This window comes from Luteimicrobium xylanilyticum, from assembly GCF_009429125.1.
Taxonomy (GTDB): Bacteria; Actinomycetota; Actinomycetes; order Actinomycetales; family Cellulomonadaceae; genus Luteimicrobium; species Luteimicrobium xylanilyticum.
Map to the genome: position 1 here is coordinate 3236068 of NZ_CP045529.1, position 20288 is coordinate 3256355.

At 74.1% G+C, this 20288-nt stretch carries 19 protein-coding genes, 1 tRNA gene and 1 riboswitch; of the genes, 12 read left to right on the forward strand and 8 right to left on the reverse strand.

Features of this window, described 5'->3' with window-relative positions; all coding sequences use genetic code 11:
• Positions 1–3 precede the first annotated feature (3 nt).
• Positions 4–651, reverse strand: a complete 648-nt coding sequence (locus KDY119_RS14330; RefSeq protein ID WP_153022460.1) for a TetR/AcrR family transcriptional regulator — start codon at positions 649–651, stop codon at positions 4–6.
• Between the two features lie 222 nt (positions 652–873).
• Here KDY119_RS14330 and KDY119_RS14335 point away from each other — a divergent pair, with 222 nt between their 5' ends.
• Both KDY119_RS14335 and KDY119_RS18925 read left to right on the forward strand, forming a co-directional pair.
• Complete coding sequence (locus KDY119_RS14335; protein WP_036947203.1) at positions 874–1464, forward strand: DUF6230 family protein; 591 nt, start codon at positions 874–876, stop codon at positions 1462–1464.
• A 90-nt stretch (positions 1465–1554) separates the two neighbouring features.
• Positions 1555–3132, forward strand: a complete 1578-nt coding sequence (locus KDY119_RS18925) for a DUF6114 domain-containing protein (RefSeq protein ID WP_227994694.1) — start codon at positions 1555–1557, stop codon at positions 3130–3132.
• A 78-nt stretch (positions 3133–3210) separates the two neighbouring features.
• Here the strand turns inward: KDY119_RS18925 and KDY119_RS14345 are convergent, their stop codons facing one another.
• Positions 3211–7887: a hypothetical protein gene (locus KDY119_RS14345; protein WP_153022461.1), complete on the reverse strand. Its 4677-nt coding sequence runs from the start codon at positions 7885–7887 to the stop codon at positions 3211–3213.
• A 398-nt stretch (positions 7888–8285) separates the two neighbouring features.
• Here KDY119_RS14345 and KDY119_RS14350 point away from each other — a divergent pair, with 398 nt between their 5' ends.
• The 3 genes from KDY119_RS14350 (at position 8286) to KDY119_RS14360 (ending at position 11055) form a co-directional block, all read left to right on the forward strand.
• Entirely contained in the window at positions 8286–9287 is a 1002-nt protein-coding gene (locus KDY119_RS14350; RefSeq protein ID WP_036947206.1) for a metalloregulator ArsR/SmtB family transcription factor, read from the forward strand.
• Positions 9288–9327: 40 nt separating this feature from the next.
• Entirely contained in the window at positions 9328–10299 is a 972-nt protein-coding gene (locus tag KDY119_RS19165; RefSeq protein ID WP_227994361.1) for a putative glycolipid-binding domain-containing protein, read from the forward strand.
• An 81-nt stretch (positions 10300–10380) separates the two neighbouring features.
• On the forward strand, positions 10381–11055 hold the full coding sequence (locus KDY119_RS14360; protein ID WP_036947212.1) for a class I SAM-dependent methyltransferase: 675 nt from the start codon (positions 10381–10383) through the stop codon (positions 11053–11055).
• Between the two features lie 17 nt (positions 11056–11072).
• Here the strand turns inward: KDY119_RS14360 and KDY119_RS14365 are convergent.
• Positions 11073–11145, reverse strand: a tRNA-Arg gene (locus KDY119_RS14365).
• Between the two features lie 249 nt (positions 11146–11394).
• On the opposite strand from KDY119_RS14365, the gene KDY119_RS14370 reads away from it, so the two are divergent.
• A complete protein-coding gene (locus tag KDY119_RS14370) occupies positions 11395–11604 on the forward strand; it encodes a hypothetical protein (protein WP_036947215.1) in 210 nt (69 codons plus the stop codon).
• A 6-nt stretch (positions 11605–11610) separates the two neighbouring features.
• On the opposite strand, the gene KDY119_RS14375 is transcribed toward KDY119_RS14370, so the two are convergent.
• Both KDY119_RS14375 and KDY119_RS14380 read right to left on the reverse strand, forming a co-directional pair.
• Positions 11611–12180 carry a dihydrofolate reductase gene (locus KDY119_RS14375; protein ID WP_036947218.1) on the reverse strand — a complete coding sequence of 190 codons (570 nt, stop codon included), beginning with the start codon at positions 12178–12180 and terminating at the stop codon, positions 11611–11613.
• Positions 12180–13019 carry a thymidylate synthase gene (locus tag KDY119_RS14380; protein WP_051136414.1) on the reverse strand — a complete coding sequence of 280 codons (840 nt, stop codon included), beginning with the start codon at positions 13017–13019 and terminating at the stop codon, positions 12180–12182. The genes KDY119_RS14375 and KDY119_RS14380 overlap by 1 nt, the downstream gene beginning before the upstream one ends.
• A gap of 82 nt (positions 13020–13101) precedes the next feature.
• Here KDY119_RS14380 and KDY119_RS14385 point away from each other — a divergent pair, with 82 nt between their 5' ends.
• Genes KDY119_RS14385 through KDY119_RS14395 form a run of 3 tightly spaced genes read left to right on the forward strand, consistent with a single transcriptional unit; the run spans position 13102 to position 14998 of the window.
• Entirely contained in the window at positions 13102–13608 is a 507-nt protein-coding gene (locus KDY119_RS14385) for an OsmC family protein (RefSeq protein WP_153022462.1), read from the forward strand.
• A 2-nt stretch (positions 13609–13610) separates the two neighbouring features.
• On the forward strand, positions 13611–14462 hold the full coding sequence (locus KDY119_RS14390; RefSeq protein WP_227994362.1) for a hypothetical protein: 852 nt from the start codon (positions 13611–13613) through the stop codon (positions 14460–14462).
• On the forward strand, positions 14459–14998 hold the full coding sequence (locus KDY119_RS14395; RefSeq protein ID WP_036947221.1) for an SRPBCC family protein: 540 nt from the start codon (positions 14459–14461) through the stop codon (positions 14996–14998). Before KDY119_RS14390 ends, KDY119_RS14395 begins: the two co-directional genes overlap by 4 nt.
• On the opposite strand, the gene KDY119_RS19170 is transcribed toward KDY119_RS14395, so the two are convergent.
• Positions 14985–15431: a PadR family transcriptional regulator gene (locus tag KDY119_RS19170; RefSeq protein ID WP_051136259.1), complete on the reverse strand. Its 447-nt coding sequence runs from the start codon at positions 15429–15431 to the stop codon at positions 14985–14987. The genes KDY119_RS14395 and KDY119_RS19170 overlap by 14 nt on opposite strands.
• On the opposite strand from KDY119_RS19170, the gene KDY119_RS19175 reads away from it, so the two are divergent.
• From KDY119_RS19175 to rocD, 3 genes are all read left to right on the forward strand, one after another.
• Positions 15426–15635, forward strand: a complete 210-nt coding sequence (locus tag KDY119_RS19175) for a hypothetical protein (protein WP_051136260.1) — start codon at positions 15426–15428, stop codon at positions 15633–15635. The two genes, KDY119_RS19170 and KDY119_RS19175, sit on opposite strands and share 6 nt — an antisense overlap.
• Positions 15636–16024: 389 nt before the next feature.
• Entirely contained in the window at positions 16025–16852 is an 828-nt protein-coding gene (ddaH, locus tag KDY119_RS14405) for a dimethylargininase (protein WP_036947227.1), read from the forward strand.
• The gene (gene rocD / locus KDY119_RS14410) at positions 16849–18051 is read left to right on the forward strand and encodes an ornithine--oxo-acid transaminase (protein ID WP_051136261.1); all 1203 of its coding nucleotides are present in this window, start codon (positions 16849–16851) and stop codon (positions 18049–18051) included. Before ddaH ends, rocD begins: the two co-directional genes overlap by 4 nt.
• Positions 18052–18092: 41 nt before the next feature.
• Here the strand turns inward: rocD and KDY119_RS14415 are convergent, their stop codons facing one another.
• Positions 18093–19061: a universal stress protein gene (locus KDY119_RS14415; protein WP_036947230.1), complete on the reverse strand. Its 969-nt coding sequence runs from the start codon at positions 19059–19061 to the stop codon at positions 18093–18095.
• A gap of 84 nt (positions 19062–19145) precedes the next feature.
• Positions 19146–19880 (reverse strand): C40 family peptidase, encoded by a 735-nt coding sequence (locus tag KDY119_RS14420; protein ID WP_227994363.1) that lies wholly within the window; start codon positions 19878–19880, stop codon positions 19146–19148.
• 99 nt (positions 19881–19979) lie between these two features.
• Positions 19980–20144, reverse strand: a riboswitch (cyclic di-AMP (ydaO/yuaA leader).
• Positions 20145–20288: the final 144 nt, after the last annotated feature.

Genomic DNA, 20288 nt, shown 5'->3' on the forward strand with positions numbered 1-20288 from the left:
CGGTCAGCTCGACGTCGCCACGTCGGGGCGCAGGTGCGCCCCGTACGCGGGATCGATCACCGGCACGACGGCGAAGAGGGTGCGCTCGAGGAAGTCCACGAGCTCCTCGGGCGACCGCTCGCTGACCAGCGCGCCGTCGACGAGGGTCTCCTCGGCGAACGCGACCCACGAGCGCAGGGTCATGCGCAGCATCGCGGTGTCGGGGATGCCGAGCTCCTCGCAGACGACGCGGAGCCGCTCCATCTGGAGGGCGCGCGCCTGCTGGACGACCTCGCGGACCTCCCGGTCCCCCGACGCCGCGCCGCGCACGAGCGAGAAGAACGTGTCCTCGTGCTCGCGGACGAACCGGACGAGGTTGCTGAGCGTGGCATGGAGCCGGTCGAGGGGCGCGAGGTCGAGGTCGGGTTCGGTCGCGCGGAGCAGGCCGTCGCGGGCGGCACGCACGACCTCGCGGTGGAAGCCCTGCTTGGAGCCGAAGTAGTAGAACAGCAGCCCTCGCGACACCCCGGCCTGCTGGGAGAGGTGCTCGATGGTGAGCTCCTCGAGCGAGTGGTCCGCGAGCGCCTGCACGCCGATCGCCACGAGCTGGGCCCGACGCTCGTCGGGTGACAGACGTGTGCGTCGTTCGTCGCGCCTGCGCTGGTCCGCCATGTCCCGAGCATAGCCACGGCGACCGTTACTGACTCGGCGCAAGTTAGCTATTGACATGCGTTCAGTAGGCTCCGTACCGTCTCCCCCATGAGCGACGACGACGTCATCGACGACGTGCTGCCCGGGGCTCCCCGGTACACGCGCTCACGCACCGCTGCGATGCGGCAGCACCGGCGGAGCGACGCCTCGTCGCCCGCCCCGTCATGAATCGAGGAGGATTCCGTGAAGTTGAAGAAGCTCACGAGCACGCGCCGCGGTCGCGTCGCGCTCGCCGCGGTGCCGGCCGCCGTCGCGGTCACCGTGCTGATGGGCGGGGTCGCCAGCGGCGCCGTGCCCGTCTCGTTCGCCGTCTCCGGCGTCCCGTTCCAGGTCGGCGCCTCGGACCTCGAGGGTGACGGATTCTCGCAGTACTCCGGCGTCGCCGTCGACGCGGACGGCAAGCAGAACCCGGTCGCGATCTCGGCCATCGAGAGCGCGACGCTCACCGACCTCTGCCAGTCGGTCTCGATCCCCGGCGCCCCCGTCGGCCTCAAGATCACGGCCGGCAGCGGCAAGAAGCCCGCCGAGGCCAAGGACCTCCTGATCGGCATGACCGACCTCAAGGGCGACGCGACGTTCTCGAACATCCGCATCGGCATCGACGCGTCCAAGGTCCGGACGACCGCCAAGGGCAGCAAGGGCGACTTCGCGCAGGACGCCAGCCACGTCAGCATCAAGGGCCTCCAGCAGACGTCCCTGAGCACCCAGGCCGGCACCTTCACGCTCAACGGCCTGCACCTGTTCCTCACGTCCCCCAAGGACACCTGCTTCTGACGCACGACGTCCCGCCCGCGGATCGGGGGCCCGCGGGCGGGACGCAGGCAACGCACCACCTCGACCGACGAAGGAGTCCTGAGGGTGACCATGACACCGCACCAGAACGGCGACCCGACGGCCGGTGACACCGCGACCGTCGATGCCTCCGAGCCCGCCGCGACGACGCCGACGCGGCGTGAACGGTTCCGCGCCTGGCGACGCACGCGTCCGTTCTGGGGCGGCCTCCTCGTCGTCGTCGCGGGGTTCGAGCTCTTCGGCTCCGGTCAGCTCGACTTCGGTCACCTGCACCTCCAGTTCGGCATCCAGGGTCTGCAGGCGACCGTCATCCCGATCGTGCTCGTCCTCCTGGGCGTGCTGATCTGGACGATGCCCGTCCACCGCGTGTTCTACGGCGTGATCGCGCTCGTGCTGTCGGTGTACGCGCTGATCGGGGTGAACCTCGGCGGCTTCCTCATCGGGATGGTCCTCGGCATCGTCGGTTCCGTCATGGCGCTCTCGTGGATGCCGCAGGAGGCGACGGCGGACGAGGCCGTCGAACCGGAGGCCGCCCGGCCCCGGCACGCCGAGAGCCTGAACCTCACGGGCAACGCACCCAGCACGGACGACACGCTCGTCCTCGAGGACTCCTCGGCGCCGCGCCCTTTCTCGGTAGCGCCGGCTGAGGCCGGCATCGCGCCCCGCCGGCGCGCGCGACTCAACGCGATCGGCGCGGGTGTGCTCGCGTCCGCGCTGAGCGTCGGGGGCACCGGGCTCGTCGGAGCCGGCGCCCTCCCCGTCGCGGCGACCGCCAGCGCGGAGCAGAGCGGCTGGTGCGTGCTCGACCCGCTCCACGTGTTCTGCCCCGCCGACGACGACTCCGCCTCGGACGGCGCGACGAGCGCGCCGAGCGAGTCCCCCACGGCGACGAGCACCCCCACCGAGGACCCCACGTCCGACGGCACGACGTCCGACGGCGGCGCCACCGACACCGGGGCCTCCGCCCCCTCGGGCGGCGGGGCCACGGACGAGGGCGCGGGGTCCACCGGCGGCGACACGCCGTCGTCGGGCACGGACGGCACGCAGGACGACGCGGCAGCCGGCGACGCCACGAAGGACGCGGAGGGCGAGGACAGCGCGAAGGACGACAAGGCCGATGGCACCACCGACGAGCAGTCGGTGAAGGAGGCCTCGAAGGACGGTGTCGCCGCCCTCGCCGGCGAGCTCAAGCTCTGCCTGGGCGAGGGCAAGGACCTGGGGTCGTCGTCGACGTTCACCGCCCCGAACCTGTCAGCGCACCTGTCCGGCTCGAAGTTCCAGATCACGAACTCCTGGTACAAGGGGAACGTCTCGCTGAAGCGCGTCGACGGCTCGACCGTCCGGGTCATGAAGTTCACGGCCGACAAGGCCGTCGTCCCGGGCTTCCGGCTGGACGTCCCCGCCAAGGCGGACGGCAGCCAGGGCCTCGTCGCGACGTCGGACTCGATCACGATGAAGGGGGACGTGGTCCTCTACGCGACGAAGTTCTCGGGCAAGCTCCTCGGCATCCCGCTGACCTTCACGCCCGAGTGCGCACCCCCCGGCTTCATCCCGCTGCCGTCCATGACGGACGTGAAGATCGAGATGGTCGCGAACACCGCCGAGTCGCTCGCCTACGACAACCCCCACCAGGAGGTCTACGAGCACTGAGCGAGCAGACGTCGACGAAGCCCCCGCGCACCGGCCGGTGTGCGGGGGCTTCGTCGTTCTCGCGACCAGGTCTCGCGACTACTGCCAGTGCGGCGGGACGTCGCGGCGCAGGCGCTCGTCGTTCGCGTCGCCGCCCGGTTCCGCGCTGTCCGGGTCGACGTCGTCGCTCGTGCTGCCGAGGACGGTCTCGCGCTCCGTCCCGGGACGCACCACGCGCCGTCGGGCGCTGCGGCGACCCTGGCTCCCGTCGTCCGTCGCGCCCGACGGCGTCGCGTCGGGCGGGGTGCTCGCCTCGCCGTCGGTGCCCCGCTCGTCCGACGACGCCGGCAGCACCGGCTCCGGGGCCGACGGCTCGACGTGGCGCCGAGCGGCCGAGGCCGTCCGGACCACCGGCGTCGCGCCCGTGACCACGGGCTGCCGCCCGACGCCGAGCCGCGCGTCGCGGACCGCGAGCGCCGCGCGTCGGATCCGCTCGGCCTCCTTCTCGGGGTCGAGGAACGCGGCCGCCGACCACACCTGTACGACCGTCCAGCCCAGCCGTTCGAGCCGTTCGCGGCGCTGCCGCTCCCGGACGCGGACGCTCGGCTGCGCGACGTAGGCCTCGTCGTCGGTCAGGACGGCCACGAGCAGCTCGCCAGGCACGTCGGGGTGCCCGACGACGAGCGGCACCCGGTCCGCCCCGGCGGGGCCGAAGTCCGTCTCGACGACGAGCCCGGTGCGCCACAGCCTCTCGGCGAGGTCGAGCACGAGTCGGTCCGTGCCGCGCGCGACGTCGACGCCGTTCCACAGCTCGAGCGGGTCGGCCTTCCCGTCGCGCTCCTCCGCGAACGCCAGGAGGTCGGCGAGGAGGCGCGCCCCGGCCCCGCGCAGGCGGTCGGGGTCGAGCTCGTCGGCGCGGAAGCACGAGACGACGTCGAGCCGCTCCCGGCTGGCACCCACCGCGTCGAGCAGGAGCGCGTCGCCGCCCGCCTCCCCCACGAGGCCGAACCGGTGCAGGACGCGGCCGTGCGGCGTCTTGCCGAAGCCGAGCGTGAGGATGATCGCGTCGCGCGTCAGGCCGGCGACACCGGTGAGGTCGGCGACGACGACGGGCTCGGGCCGGCTCCCGGCGAAGAAGCCGGCCAGCCCCGGGTTGCGCCGCACCTCGGCGAGCAGCGCCTCCCGGATCCGGGCGGCGTGCGCAGGCGTGACCGCGACGATCCCGAGCGTCTGCTCGGGCCGGAGCATCGCGTGCTCGATCGCCAGCTCGACCACGCGGTCCAGCTCGGCCTGCGTGGACTCGACCGCCCCCGACACCGGGTCCGGCATCCCGAGGCCCTCGGTCACGTGCAGGTGCACCGTCGCGCGCGACGCCGGGAGCGGCGCGGGCGCGAGCACGCCGTCGTACCCGTGCTTCGTGAGGAAGCCGACCAGGTGCGGGTCGCGGCGCGTCGCGTCCGACCGCAGCGTCAGCGTCGGGAGGACCCGCGCGAGCTCGCGCACCGCGGGCGTCGACGCCGAGCGGACGTCCCCGACGACGACGACCTGCCGCCCGCGCGCGATGGCCGCGAGCAGCATCTCGAGCGGGACGTGCTGGACGGCGTCGAGCACCACCAGGTCGACGGTCCGCGTCGTCGGGAAGAGCTGAGGCACGAGCGTCGGCGTCGCGACCACGACGGGGCGCAGCGCGCGGACGAGCTCGGTGTGCCGCTCGTACAGGTCGCGCACCGTCCGCAGCCGCCCCTCCAACAGCTCCGAGAACAGCGCCTTGGTGGTGTCGGGGTCGGCGCGCATCGCCTCGACCGTGCGCGCGTGCACGTGGTTGAGGACCGAGACGGGGAGCGCGGTCACGTGCCGACGGTCCAGGTCGCGGAACCGCGCCGCCAGGGCGTCCAGACCGGGCCCGTCCTGACCGGTCAGCGCCGGGTCCGTCGCGACGATCTGCTCGAACACCGAGCTCCACCACGCCAGCTCGAGCTCCGTGCTCACGAGCCCGGGCGTGACGGCACGCCGCGACAGGTCGTCGACGAGCTCCGCGAGCCCGGCACCCCGCGCGCGCCGGACGGCGGCCGTGCGCTCGGGCAGGTCGTCGAGCGCCGAGCGGTCCTCGGCCAGGGCGTCGAGCCGCGCCGCGAGGTCGTCGAACGGCAGGTCCAGCAGCGCGCCGCCGCCCGGGGTGGGCGCGAGGACGCGCGAGAGCTCCTCCACGTCGATCCGGACGGCCTCGTTCGTGTCCTCGATCGCCGACAGGCCCTCGGGCAGCCGCGGCCAGCTCCCCGTCGGGCAGTGCGTCGCCCAGACGGCGCGCTGCGCCTCGACCTGGAGCAGCGCCGCGTGCACGTCCGAGACCCGGATGCCCGGGCGCAGCATGTCCTTCGCGCGCCGCACCAGCCGCCGCCGCGCGACGCCACCCATCTCGATCCCGTGGTCCAGACGCCACTGCTTCGTCGCCGTCGCCTGCACCATGTCGACGGCCGGCTGCTCGAACACGAGCGGCTGGAACACGTCGAGCGTGCCCCGCATCCCGCCCAGCATCTGCAGCACGTCCTGCCACTCGCCCAGGGTCGTCGCCGCCGTCAGGTCCGTCGCTCCCGACACGTACTCGATCTGCTCGCGCAGGCGCGGCAGCGTCTGGGTCCGCAACCGGTCGAGCCGCAGCAGCGTCGACCGGGCGTCGTCCTCCGTCTCGAGGTCCGCGTCGAACCAGGGCGTCGTCGCCGCGTGCAGCGTGAACGCCCCCAGCTCCGCGGCCCGCTCCAGGTCCGCCGCCGCGCCCGCGCGGGTGTCGTCGTCCAGGGCGCTCGTGACCTCCGACGACAGCCGCACCGCCGTCTCCGGCGCAGGCCGCTCCGACGTCAGCCGCGCCAGCGCCTGCAGCGCGTCGTACGCCGACACGCCCCACGGCGCGCGCGGCAGGTGCAGCGCCTCGATGTACGCCGTCAGGCGCGCCCGCGCGCCCACCAGCGCATCCATCGTCTCCGCGTGCACCGACAGGTCCGTCTGCGCCGGCTCGGACGCCATCGCCGTCAGCAGCCGGTTCGCCGCGGACGCGCGCCACCCCGGCTCCGGCGCGATCTCGAACGTCAGCTCGCCCAGCCCCAGGTCCCCCAGCCGCGACGAGACCGCGTCGGCCGCGCGCCGGTGACCCGTCACGTACAGGGCCTGGCGGCCGCTCGCGGCAGCCTCCGCGAGCAGCGCCGCGACCGTCCCGACCACGTCCGAGCCCGACGGCGCGTCGATCGCGAAATGACCGCCCGCCACGAGTGCGTCCACCGCGCGGCGCTGGGCCTGGTCCAGGTCGCCCACGCCCCGCTCCAGCACCGGGTCGCCGTCGGCCGAGCGCTCCGGCGGCAGCGGCGTCCCCACCGGGACCGTCACCTGCGACGACCCCGCCAGCGCCGCGACAACCTCGTGCCGCGCCAGACCCGGCGCCAGGTCGTCCAGGTCGTCCACCAGGTGCTGGCCCGGGTGCACGAACGACCCCACCAGCCGGCGGTCCGTCAACGAGAAGTCCTCCAGCACCGCCGCGCCCAGCGTGCCGATCCGCGCCAGCACCGCCGACGGGTCGAACCCGACCCCCGTGAACGCGCCCTGCGCCAGGGACACCGGGTCGATCAGCGCGCCGTGGTCGCGCAGCGCGCGGACGAGGAGGGTGTTGAGCTCGACCGTGGGTTCGAGGGTGAGCTCGAAGTCCGTGCCGGAGCGGCCGGCCGTCGAGATCGTCAGCGAGCGGAGGAGGACGGGGGCGTTGACTCGTCTGGGGGCCGGTGCACCGTCGGCCGGGTCCGGTGCCGACGGCACCGAGGCGCTCGGACCGGGCTCGGCCGCCCGGACCGCGGTCGTGTCTCCGTCCTGCACAGCGGCCGAGCCCTTGACGTCCTTCGCCGCCTCGGCCCCGTCGTCACCTCGTCCGGCCGTCGCGTTCGGACCATCGGCACCTTCCGCGGCGGCCGCCTCTCGACCCCGCCCGGTCGGGTGCGCCGTCTCCACCGCCGCGACGTCCGCGAGACCCGCGCGCTCGCCCGCGGGGCGCGCTTCGGACCGGTCACGCCGGGCTCCGGTCGCGTCGCCGTCCTCGCTTCCGCCGTCGTCGGCGTGCGCCCGTGCTTCCAGCGCCAGCGGCGCCGACGACGCAGCGACCTCGGGACGGATCGCGCGGAAGGAGGAGGTCGCGACCTTCGCGAGGGCGGCCATGTCGTCGGAGCGGGGGCCCGGGCCCGCCGTTCCGGACCACGAGGCGACGCCGATCGCCAGGTAGGTCGGCGCCGTGCCGTAGCGCTGCGCGTAGTCCTGGGTCTGCGCGACGACGGCGCGCGCGTGCCGGCGGGCCGTCGGCAGGGCGTCGGGCTCGCGGAACAGGTTGGACAGGCGCGTCGGGCGACCCGCGAGGAGCTGCGCCAGCCCGGAGGGGTGCGCCGCCGACAGGTCCAGGACCGCGTCGCCCAGCACCGTGATGTCCTCGAGGGACGAGCCGCCCACGTGCTCGACCAGCGCCACACGCCAGCGCGGGAGAGCCGCCTCGACGGCCTCCTCGCTCGTCAGCGGGCCCGTCGGCTGCGTCAGGAGGGCCGGGCCCTCGTCGCGACCGACCACCGTGCCCTCCGCCTCGGTGGTGCCGAACGACGGGTGCGCAGCGGCACCGCCGGGTCCGGCGTCGTCGCCGGGCGTGGGTGCCGTCGTCGGTGCGTCACCGGTGCGCGCCCTGTCGCGCCGCCAGAGGCGGGCGAGCGGGGAGCCCGGCCGGTCCGGTTCGGGGTCGGGGCCTGCAGCAGTCACGCTGAAACGCTAACCGCAGGGCGGGAAGGCGCGGCACCGGCGCGCCGACGGCGGCGGGATCGCCCGGGACGGCGGCGGGATCGCCGGGGGGACGGCGGCGGGCGATCCCGGACCGTGACCCGGAAAGCTCCCGGACGACGACGAAGGCCCCGCCGGAGCGGGGCCTTCGCCTTCACGAGGAACGGCGCGCACCACGCAGGGGGCAAGCGGTGCGCGCCGTCGTAGAAGAGTGTGCAGGTTCAACTTTCGCCGCGTCAACACCTCGAGGGCGATTCGGCCGAACTTTTTTGGACGACCGTCCATCTTCGCAGGTCAGACATCAAAACGAGTATGTGGGACAAGCGTCCCGATTACGCCCCCGGCAGCGGAGCGCATCGAACTATGTCAATATCGCCCCCATGCCGCAGGAGCCGCCCGTCACGTCCCGACGCGTCCTCGAGGCAGGCGCCATCAGCTCCCAGTCCGCACGGAACCTCGCCACGATCTTCGGAGGGCTCGCCGACCCGGTCCGCCTGCGGATGCTCTCGCTGCTGGGCACCGTCGACGAGGCGAGCGTCCGCGACCTCGCCGCGCTCTCCAACCTCTCGCAACCGACCGTCTCCCACCACCTGAGAGTGCTGCGCGACGTCGGGCTCGTCACCTCCGAGCGCCACGGGAACTGGGTCCGCTACCGCATCGCGCGGGGCCGCGGACCGACCGTCGGGACACTCTTCGACGTCTTCGCGCCCGTCGCGCTCGACCCGCCCCGCACCCCGCGCCCGATGCGGCCCGAGGTCGTCGAGGACTCGCTCGACCCGCTCGTCGGACGCCTCGCCGCCGTCTACCCGGAGGCGAGCTTCGACGTCGTCGGCCGGATCGTCCGGGAGTGCGCCACGACCCTGCTCCGCACCAGGACCACGGCCGGCTCGGCGCCGCTCCTCGCGCTCGTCGAGCGCTACGCCCGGCAGCGCCTGTCCGACGCCTCCCGCGACCGGACGCGCAGCGCGCCCCACGTCCTGTTCGTCTCGCAGACCGACACCGCCCGGTCGCAGCTCGCCGCCGCGCTCACGCGCCGGCTCTCCCAGCACCGCGTCGTCGTCCGCACCGCCGGCCTGACCCCGGGCGCACAGATCCCCCGCAACGTCCGGGCCTTCCTCACCGAGCTCGAGGTCCCCGAGGCCGCGGCGTTCCCCAAGGCCCTGACCGACGACGCCCTGCGAGCCGCCGACGTCGTCGTCACGCTCGGCTGCTCCGACGCGTGCCCCGTGCTCCCCCACGTGCGCTACGAGGACTGGCCCGTGGGCGACCCGACGTTCTCCTCCCCGGTCGGGTTCGCGGCGCTGCGGGACGAGTTCCAGCACCGCGCGGCCCAGCTCGTCGCCGAGCTCCTCGACGAGCAGCCCGGGCCGCCGCCGGAGTAGCGTCGGGCGTCACGCCACCTGCGACCACCTGGGAGGACCGTTGCCCCGCGACCGGACGACCTGGCCCGGCTGGGTCCTGCCCGGCGCGCGCGTCGCGTACGTCGACGACGCCCAGCCCGGCGTGGTCGAGGAGCGCACGATCGCGCGCGTCACCCGGTCGCAGATCGTGACCGACGACGGCGCGCACTGGCGCCGGCAGGCGCTCCAGCAGTCCGGCGCGTGGACAGGAGCGCTGCGCGTGCTGTCGGGGATCCGCGGCAAGTCCCTCGCCCCGTTCGACCATCCCGAGGTCGCCCGACGGCGCACCCCACCTCCCGCCGCGGGCGTCCGTCCCGCGCCCGAGGCAGACCGGGCAGCCGGGCTCGAGGCGCCCGTCGGCTCGGGCCACGGCGAGACGCGGACCCGGCGGGTCGTGTGGGCCGGCACGAACGACCCGGACCGCCTCGACACGGCCGTGCTGCGCCTCGACCCCGACCGCCTGACCGCGACCGGGACCTCACGCACCGACGCCTACGCCATGTCCTGGACGCTCGTGACCGGCCCGGGCTGGGTCACGCGCCGGCTCGAGGTCGCGGTGCGCGGGCTCGCACCGCGGGATGCGCCGTGGTCGCGCGACCTCGTGCTCGAGCGCGCGGACGACGGACACTGGCGCTGCGACGCGCGCTCCGCCGGGACGCTCGACGCACCCCCGCCGGGGATCGTCGACCCGGCGCAGCTCGACGACGCACTCGACTGCGACCTCGGGCTCTGCCCGGCGACGAACACCCTGCCCGTGCTGCGGCTTGGCCTCCTCGACACGGACGTGGACCCGACCGACCTCGTCATGGCGTGGGTCGAGGTGCCCTCGCTCCGCGTGGCGCCGGACCGGCAGACGTACGCGGGCGCCGTCGTCGGCGGGCGACGCGTCGCCCGGTACACGAGCGCACGGTTCGCGGTGGACCTCGCGCTCGACGCCGACGGTGTCGTCGTGGACTATCCGGGGCTCGCCCACGCGGTCGACCCGCGCAGCTGACCCGCCGACGGGGTCGCGACCGACTTGCCGTCTTCGCAACGCGGATTGCCGCCGACGCCGGCCACCACCGATGCTGGGCCCATGCCCGAGCACCCGCACGCCCACGCGCACCAGGACAGTGACGAGACGACCGCGTTCTGGGACGCGCGCTACGCCGAGAGCGACCGCATCTGGTCGGGTCGTCCGAACGCAACGCTCGTCGACGTCGTCGCCGACCTGCCGCCTGGGCGCGCGCTCGACCTGGGCTGCGGCGAGGGCGGGGACAGCGTGTGGCTGGCCGAGCGGGGCTGGCAGGTCACGGGCGTCGACGTCGCGTCGGGCGCCATCGCCCGGGGGCGGGACGCCGCCGCGCAGCGGGGCGTGGGCGAGCGGATCCGGTGGGTCGTCGCCGACCTCGCGTCCTGGCATCCCGACGCGACCTACGACCTCGCGTCCGCGTGCTTCCTCCACTCACCGGTCGCGTTCCCCCGCACCGAGGTCCTGCGCCGGGCTGCCGGTGCTGTGGCCCCGGGCGGGCACCTGCTCGTCGTCGGGCACGCCGGCCCGCCGCCGTGGTCGAAGGACGGCGACCACTGGCACGACCGCCCCGACCACGAGGCGGCCGCCCTGCTCACCCCTGACGATCAGGTGGCCGCGCTCGCGCTCGGCGACGGGTGGGAGACGGTCGTCAGCGAGGTGCGCGAGCGCGACGCCGTTGGCCCGGACGGCGAGCCCGCCCGCCTGGACGACAGCGTCGTCCTGCTGCGCCGCCGCTGAGCCGCGCGAGAACAAGGTGCGCCTGGGCAGATTCGAACTGCCGACACCCGCTTTAGGAGAGCGGTGCTCTATCCCCTGAGCTACAGGCGCGCGGGCCGCTCGTGGAGCGGTCCGGGGACGCGCGCCAGCCTACCGGGAGCGCGCGGACCCGCGCGAACCACGGCGGTTCGCCCGAATCGTTACGACCCGGCCGACCGAGCCCGCGTTTTTCACCCGCTCGGCGGCATCCTTCACCCTGCGCGAGCCCGCCGTTCCGGGGAGAGTGGCAGAGCCGGAGCGACGGGTCACGAGGCTGCCGCTCCGGCCTCAGTACGCAGGCACCACCCAGGGGCAGCTCGCATGACAACGTTCGACCTCACCGTGGACGGCTCGACCGTCGTCTCTCCCGGCACCATCACGACGCCCGACAGCGCCATTGAGCGCCCGGCACGTCCCGCGCGCCGCGCCCGACGACGCTGGTTCCGCGCGCACAGCCTGTGGCTCCAGGCGGCGGTGTTCACCGTCGCGCTCGGCGCCGGGCTCTTCACGGGCTACCTGATCAACCGCTGACGCGGCTCAAGCCCGGATCTCCGCCCGCCCGTAGCTGACGAAGCGGTACCGCAAGCCCGAGCGCGACGTCTCCCACGCGCCGACGTCCCGGGCAGTCCAGACGCTCGCGTCGATCGGCGGCGCCCACGCGTCCCCCTCCACCTCGAGGTCGAGCTCGGTGACCTCGAGGCGGTCGGCTTGCCCGATCGTCGCGGCGTAGAGCTGCGCACCCCCGATGACCCACGTCTGCTCGCCGCCGGGGGCCGCAGCGGCCAGGCGGAGCGCCTCCTCGACCGTCGGCGCGACCCTCACGGCCGCCCCACCCGCGGCGACGTCCGCACCCGGGGCAGCGCCGTCGTCGGGCGTGGGGGCCCAGCCCGGCTGCCGGCTCACGACGACGTTCGTCCGGCCGGGCAGCGGCCGGAACCTCGCGGGGAGCGAGTCCCAGGTGAGCCGGCCCATCACGACCGGGTGCCCGAGCGTGAGGGTCTTGAAGCGGGCGGCGTCCTCCGGCACGCGCCACGGCAGCGCGTTGCCCGCGCCGATCACGGGGCGCCCGGCGGCGTCGTGCGCCTGCGCCCAGACGAGCGCGAGCACTAGACGGCCACCGGGGCCTTGATCGCCGGGTGGTGCACGTAGCCGAGCACCTCGAGGTCCTCGTACGTGTAGGCGTCGATCGAGTCGCGCGGCGCGACCCGGAGCGTCGGGTACGGGTAGGGGTCGCGGGCGAGCTGCGTCCGCACCTGCTCGACGTGGTTGTCGTAGACGTGGCAGTCACCGCCCGTCCACACGAAGTCGCCGACCTCGAGCCCGGCCTGCGCGGCCACGAGGTGCGTGAGCAGCGCGTACGACGCGATGTTGAACGGCACCCCGAGGAACAGGTCGGCCGACCGCTGGTAGAGCTGGCACGAGAGCCTGCCGTCGGCCACGTAGAACTGGAAGAACGCGTGGCACGGAGGCAGGGCCATCTGCGGGATGTCGGCGACGTTCCACGCCGACACGACGAGGCGGCGCGAGTCCGGGTTGTTGCGGATCTGGTCGATCACGCCCGCGATCTGGTCGACATGCTGCCCGTCGGGCGTCGGCCACGAGCGCCACTGCACGCCGTAGACCGGGCCGAGCTCGCCGTCGTCGTCGGCCCACTCGTCCCAGATGCTCACCCCGCGCTCCTGGAGCCAGCGCACGTTCGAGTCCCCGCGCAGGAACCACAGCAGCTCGTAAGCGACCGACTTGAAGTGGACACGCTTGGTCGTGACCAGCGGGAAGCCCCGCGACAGGTCGTACCGAAGCTGGGCGCCGAAGACACTCCGCGTCCCCGTGCCGGTGCGGTCGTCCTTGTGGGTGCCGTCCGCGAGGACGCGTGCCAGCAGGTCCTCGTAGGGGGTGGGGACGGTGCCACGCGGGGGTGTCGCCGGAGTCGCTGCGTCGTCGGCCATGTTGGTCATCGTAGGTGGGCGGACGGTCCGAGAACACGAACCGCGCCCGTGCGTACCGACACACCGATGGGATGATGCGGACATGAGCACCGACACGACGACCCCTGCCACCGAGAACGACGCGATCCCCGCGTCGAGCCCGTCGGCGACCGACCCGCTGTGGGTCGAGCGCACCGGCCCGCGCACGTACCGAGGGTTCTCCGGGCGAGGCGCCACCGTGGACATGGGCCCGGCCAGCGCGGGCGCGGTCTTCACGCCCGGCGAGCTCCTCAAGGTCGCCCTCGCGGGCTGCGCCGGGATGTCGAGCGACGTCCCGCTCGCGCGCCGCCTCGGCGACGACTACCGCGTGACCATCCGGGTCGAGGGCGCCAAGAACCTCGACGAGGACCGCTACCCCGAGCTCACCGAGATCATCGAGCTCGACCTGTCCGCGCTCGACGACGCCACGCGCGACCGCGTCCTCGCCGTCGCCGAGCGCTCGATCGAGCAGACCTGCACGGTCGGACGGACGCTCGCGGCCGGCGTCACGGTGAAGCGGGAGTTCGTGGAGCCCGCGTCGGCCGTCGACGCCGGCGAGGCGACGGCCTGAGCATGGCGGGCGAGGCGCTGCCCGGGATCCCGGTGCCGACCGACGTGACGACCGACGTGGCCACGCCGAGCGGGAGCGAGGTCGCGCGCGCGACACCGGTCCTCGACGCGATCCTCGAGCGCGCCGTCGCGATCCCGGCCCCGGCGATCCGACGACACGTCGAGTCCCTGCGTCGCCGCAACCCCGAGGCCGGGCCCGCGCAGCTCGTCCGCATCCTCGAGAAGGAGTACGCGACCGTGCTCGGGGCCGCGGGCGGTGCGGTCGGCGTCGCGGCCGCGGTGCCCGCCGTGGGGACGGGTACCGGGCTCGTCCTCAGCTCGAGCGACGTCGCGACGTTCTTCGCGAGCTCCGCGGCGTTCGCGCTCGCCGTCGCCGAGGTGCACGGCATCGAGGTCGTCGACAGCGAGCGGCGCCGGGCGCTGCTCCTCGCCTCGGTGCTCGGCGCCAAGGGGGCGGCGACCGTCGAGAAGGCGGCCGCCGGGTCGGGCCTCGCGTGGGGTCAGACGCTGCTCACGGCGATGCCCGCGTCGACGCTCACACAGGTCAACCGGGCCCTGGCCAACAAGTTCCTGCGCACCCAGCTCGCGAAGCACCTCGGGCTCACGCTCGGCCGGGTCGTCCCGTTCGGCATCGGCGCGGTCGTCGGGTTCGCGGGCGGGCGGGCGCTCGCCCGGACGGTCGTCGGCCAGTCCCGCACCGCCTTCGGCGAGGCGCCCGCGGACTGGCCCGTGGTCCTGCGTGTCGTCGAGCACGCCGCCGACGACGCCGCGCCCGTCCTCGAGCACCGCGCACCACCACGCAAGCACGGTCCCGTCCGGCCCCGCTGGCTCGGAGGACGCCGCGAGGACCGATGAGCGTCCGGTTCGCACACGACCTGCCTCTGCCCGCGGACGAGGCCTTCGCGCTCGTCGCCGACCCCAGGACGCACGGCACGTGGGTCCCGCTCACACGCTTCGAGCCCGGGGCGAAGGGTGAGGGGACGACCGGCGCCGGCCCGAGAGACGACGACTGGCGCCCCGCGGCGGGCGCGACCTTCACGGTGGTGAGCGGACCCGGCGCGCGACAAGGCGGACTGGGCTTCGTCGACCGGATGCGGATCACCACCTGGGCGCCGCCCCGGCCCTCCACCGGGCCTGACGACGCGAACCGGCCCGGGCTCGCGGAGTTCCGCAAGCTCGGGCCGGTGCTGCTCGGGACGGCCGGCTTCCGGGTGGAACCCGTGTCGGCGTCGTCGAGCCGGGTGGTGTGGTGGGAGGACGTGCACGTCACCGACGTCCTGCCACGGCGGGTGACCGCCCCCGTGGCGGACGTCGTGCTCCGCCTGATGATCCGGGGCGGCTGGCGCCGCCTGGACCGGGTGGCGTCGCGCGAGGGTCTCAGCCCTCGGTGACGTCGCCGGACTCGGCGTCGCCAGCCGCGCCGTCGGACGGGGCGGGTGCCTCGCCCGCGAGGATCAGGTAGACCTCGCGACGGGCACGGGCCAGCACGTCGACGGCCGCCGCGACCTGGGCCGCGTCGCCGGTACGGGCCACCTGGGCGATCGCCTGCGCGAGCGCGCCACCGGCCTCGCGGAGCTCGAAGCCTCCGCGTCGACCACCGGTCGACGCGTCGGACCACGGCTCGCCGAGCTCGTCGGCGTGCTCGGTCACGTAGGTGCGGCCGGCCTCGGTGAGGCTCGCGAGCCGGCGGCCGCCGTCCTCGCTGAGCTCGACGAGGCCCTCGTCCTGGAGCAGGTTGAGCGCCGGGTAGATCGCACCCGGGCTCGGACGCCACACGCCACCGGACTTCTCGCCGATCCGCTGGATCAGCTGGTAGCCGTGCATGGGCTCCTCGGCGAGGAGGATCAGGACGGCCGCGCGGACGTCGCCGCGACCGGCCCGCCGGCCACGACCGTGACCGCGCCCGTGGCCGCCAGGGCCACCGAAGCCGGGACCGAAGCCCGGGCCGAAGCCGCCGCGGCCGAAGTCGGCCCGGTTGAAGCCGCCACGACCGAAGTCGTCGTGGTGGCCCCGGTTCCCGCGGCGTGAAGGACGAGCCTGCCGAAGGCGAGCATCGCGGGGCTCCGAAGGGTTGTCGGGGTTGGGGGAAGAGAATGCGGATCGCATGGGGACCTCCTCGAGGTCGGGTCGATGTGTTCGTGGGGGCCGACGGCGTCGCTCCTGCCGGTCGTGGGCCGTGCGCTCCGGCGTTGCGGCCTCGGGCGGGCGGTCCGTCGTCGACAGTCGTTAACGATATATCGCCGATGCATCGCTGTCAATACGCCCGAGATCTCAGACCGACGCCGGGGCGCTCCTCCGCAGCCCCCGACTCGTCCCGAGCGTCGCCCCGCCACCCGACGTGCGCCGTCGTACGCTGACCGGACAAGGCCCGGGCGGCGCACCACCCCCGCGTCACCGGCCCCACCGAAGGAGGCCCGATGCCGCACGCAACCCGTCGCAGCTACCTGATGTGCCGCCCCACCTACTTCACGGTCGAGTACGCGATCAACCCGTGGATGGACACCGGTCGCCCGGTCGACACGGCGCGCGCCGTCGCCCAGTGGGAGCGGCTGCGCGACGTCTACCTCGACCTCGGGCACGAGGTGCAGCTCATCGACCCCCTGCCAGGACTGCCTGACATGGTCTACGCAGCCAACGGCGCCACCGTGGAGGACGGCATCGCCTACTCCGCCCGCTTCACGTATGCGCAGCGCCGGCCGGAGGGGCCCGCCTACCTCAAATGGCTCGCCGACCACGGGTTCGTCACCCACGACGCCGCCCGCACCAACGAGGGCGAGGGCGACCTCCTCCGCGTGGGCGACGTCGTCCTCGCCGGGTACGGGTTCCGGACGGACCGCGCGGCCCACGCCGAGGCCGCCCACCTCTGGGACCGCGAGGTCGTGGGGCTCGAGCTCGTCGACCCGCGCTTCTACCACCTGGATACGGCGCTCACGGTGCTCGCCGGCAGCGACGGGTCCTCGCCCGCCGACGTCGCCTACTACCCGCCGGCCTTCTCCCCCGCCGCGCGCGAGATCCTGCGCGACCGTTTCCCCGACGCACTCCTGGCCTCCGACGACGACGCCGCCGTCCTCGGCCTCAACGCCGTGTCCGACGGCGCGCACGTCGTGCACACGCCCGCCGCCACCGGGTTCGCGGACGCGCTCCGCGAGCGCGGCTACGAGCCTGTCGGCGTCGACACCTCCGAGCTGCTGCTCGGGGGCGGCGGCGCGAAGTGCTGCACGCTCGAGCTGCGGAGCATGCGATGAGCCACCTCGCGCACAACTACGACCCGCTCCCGGTCGACCTCGCCCGCGCGGACGGCGCGTGGGCGTGGGACGGCGACGGCAACCGCTACCTCGACCTCCTCGCCGGGTACTCGGCCCTCAACTTCGGGCACAGGCACCCCGTGCTCGTCGCAGCCGCGCACCGCCAGCTCGACACCTTGACGCTGACCTCGCGCGCGTTCCGGCACGTCCTGCTGGAGCCGTGGGCCGACCGCCTCGCCGCCCTCACCGCGACCTCGACGGTGCTGCCGATGAACACCGGCGCGGAGGCCGTCGAGACGGCGATCAAGACCGCCCGCAAGTGGGGCTACGACGTCAAGGGCGTCCCGGAGGGCCTCGCGACGATCGTCGTCGCGGCAGGGAACTTCCACGGCCGCACCACCACGATCGTGTCCTTCTCCACCGACGACGACGCGCGGCGCGGCTTCGGCCCGTACACCCCGGGATTCCGCGTGGTCCCCTACGGGGACGCGGCCGCCGTCGAGGACGCGATCGACGAGACGACCGTCGCGGTGCTGCTCGAGCCGATCCAGGGCGAGCAGGGCGTCGTGGTGCCCCCGGAGGACTTCTGGCCGCGCGTGCGGACCGTGTGCGACGCGCACGACGTGCTGCTCGTCGCGGACGAGATCCAGTCCGGCCTCGGCCGCACGGGCACGACGCTCGCACTCGACCTGTGGGGCGTGCGCGCCGACCTGACCACGCTCGGCAAGGCGCTCGGGGGCGGGATCGTGCCGATCTCGGCGGTGGTCGGGCGCGAGGACGTGCTCGGCGTGCTCACGCCGGGGACGCACGGCTCGACGTTCGGCGGGAATCCGCTCGCCTGCGCGGTGTCCCTGGCGGTCCTCGACCTCCTCGAGACCGGCGAGTACCAGGAGCGCGCGAAGGCTCTGGGCGAGGTCTTGCACGAGGAGCTCGGGAGCATGGTCTCGGACGGGCTGCTCGAGGCGAGCCGCGGCGTCGGGCTCTGGGCCGGCCTCGACGTCCCGCTCGGGTTTGCCGACGACGGCGCCGTGGCCGGCGAGTCGCCCGGCCGTGCCCTGTGCGAGGCGCTGCTGGCCCGGGGGGTGCTCGCGAAGGAGGCGCACGGCCGCACGGTGCGGCTCGCCCCGCCCCTCGTCATCGAGGAGGACGACCTCCGCTGGGGCCTGACCCAGCTCCGCACCGCCCTCACCGTGTCGTAGGAGTCCTCGCGGCCTACTTCGCGGTGGTAGGACAACGACGGTCAGGAAGTCGCGGAGCCCTCTGCGGGCGCAGACTCCGACTCGGACTCGGCGCAACGCTTCGTCACGACCATGACCGGGCACTGCGCGTGGTGCAGCACCGCCTGGCTCGTCGAACCGAGCAGCATCCCGGAGAACCCGCCGCGACCGCGCGAGCCCACGACGATGACGTCGGCGGCCTGGGAGAACTCGACGAGGAGCTCGGCGCCCGTGCCGTCGAGGACGATCCGCCGGACATCGAGGCCCGGCCGTTGCTCGACGAGTCGCTCGATCACGCGGTCGAGGTTGGCGGTCGCGTCGGCGAGCACCTGCTCGTGGTCGACGGACGCTGGGAGCCAGGCGAGGACGCCGGCGCCCGACGCGATCGGCACGCCGGCGACGGCGACGAGCTCACAGTTCCAGAGCTGCGCGAGGTCGGCGGCATGCCGGAGCGCTGCCTCGGAGGTGGGAGAGCCGTCGACTCCGGCGATGACGCGTTCGGGGAGCCGCACGGCCGGAAGCTGCTCGGCCGTCTCGGGGACGCGTTCACCGTCGGGGGTGCGGAGCGGCACGACGACCGTCGCGCAGCGCGCATGGGCGGGCAGCGCCGACGAGACCGTCCCGAGCAGCCGCCCGGCGAACCCTCCGCGCCCGCGCGTCCCGACGACGGCGAGCTCGTGCTCCTCGCTCAGGTCGACCAGGACGCCGGTGGCGTCGCCGGCGGCGAGCGACGCGCTGACCGGAACCCCGTGAGGTTTGACCCGGGCCACCGCCTCGTCCAGCACGGCCTTGGCACCGGCTTGGACCGCGTCGTCGTCGATCGGCACGTAGCCACCGTCAAGTGACGCGGACGTCAGCGTGGGGAGGTAGTACGAGCAGACCAGGTGGAGGCTCAGCCCCGCGTCGGCGGCGAACATCGTCGCCCAGTCGAGGGCGTGCAGGCTCGGCGCCGAACCATCGACGCCGACGAGAACGCTCTTTGCGCGCGTCATACCCATAGCCTACCGAGCCCAGGGACAATAGACGAGCGCCCCGGCCGCCTGCAGGCGGTCGGGGCGCTCGGTGCCTTGGCGGCGTCAGCCGACGCGGATGAACGTGGGGTTCGTCTGCCACATGGCGCGGAACTGGATCGACTTGCCCGGGCGGGGGGCGTCGATGATCGTGTTGCCGCCGGCGTAGATGGCGATGTGACCCGGCGTCCAGATGAGGTCGCCCGGCTTGGCCTCGGCACGCGAGATGATCGTGCCGGCGTAGTGCTGGGCCGACGACGTGCGCGGGAGCGAGACGCCGATCTGCGCGTACACGTACGACGTGAAGCCCGAGCAGTCGAAGCCGGACGGCGTGGTGCCGCCGTAGACGTACGGGACGCCCACGTAGCGGCTGGCGATCGCGATGATCTTCGAGCCGTTCGCGGAGGACGGGATCGAGGAGCTCGAGCTCGACGAGGAGCCGGAGTCCGAGGTGCCCGAGTCGGACGAACCGGAGTCCGAGGTGCTCGAGCTCGTCGACGTGAGGGCCGTGCGGACCTCGGAACGGCTCGCGGCCTGGACCGTGCGGTGCACGACGGGCTCGGGGGCCGGCGTGACCTTGACGGCCGCGGCGTCGGCGGTCCACTTGACGTGCTTCGTGACCGTGACGGTCTTCGACGTCTGGAGCTCGGCCTTCGCGGCGGCGGTCAGCGCGTCGAGGTCGACGGTGCTGAGCTTGCTCGGGGCGTCCGAGTGCGAGGTGGCCGCGTGGGCGGCCGGAGCGCCGAGCATCGAGACGAGCAGGCCCGAGGACGCGGCGACGACGGCGGTGCGGCGACCCACGGTGGAAAGTCCGCCGGTCGCGGCGCTCGCCAGGGATGCCAAGGGAGTGACGGGGCGACGCGCCGCACGGTGGCGGGCGCGAGTGGTGGACGTGCTCACTCGTTGTCTCCTTTTCGCCTACGAGGTCAGCTGTCGGGTTCGGGTGGGAGAAACACCCGGCCTCCGGCACCTTGCGGTGCCTCGGGCTTCACCCCAAGGAAGTCGTCTCCGACTCCCGATTGTGGGTCCCCCGTCCCTGTCTTCTACATTCGCTGGGACCCTCACGGAGCGACAGGGCTCGGCGCTCTCCGTGAGGGCTCCGACGACGGTTGCCGCCGGAACTGCCCCCGAACGTACACGACCCCGCGGCGAATGTCACGCCCCGGTCACGACGTTCGTTCGGGACTCGTCCGAACTGGTACGGAGGTC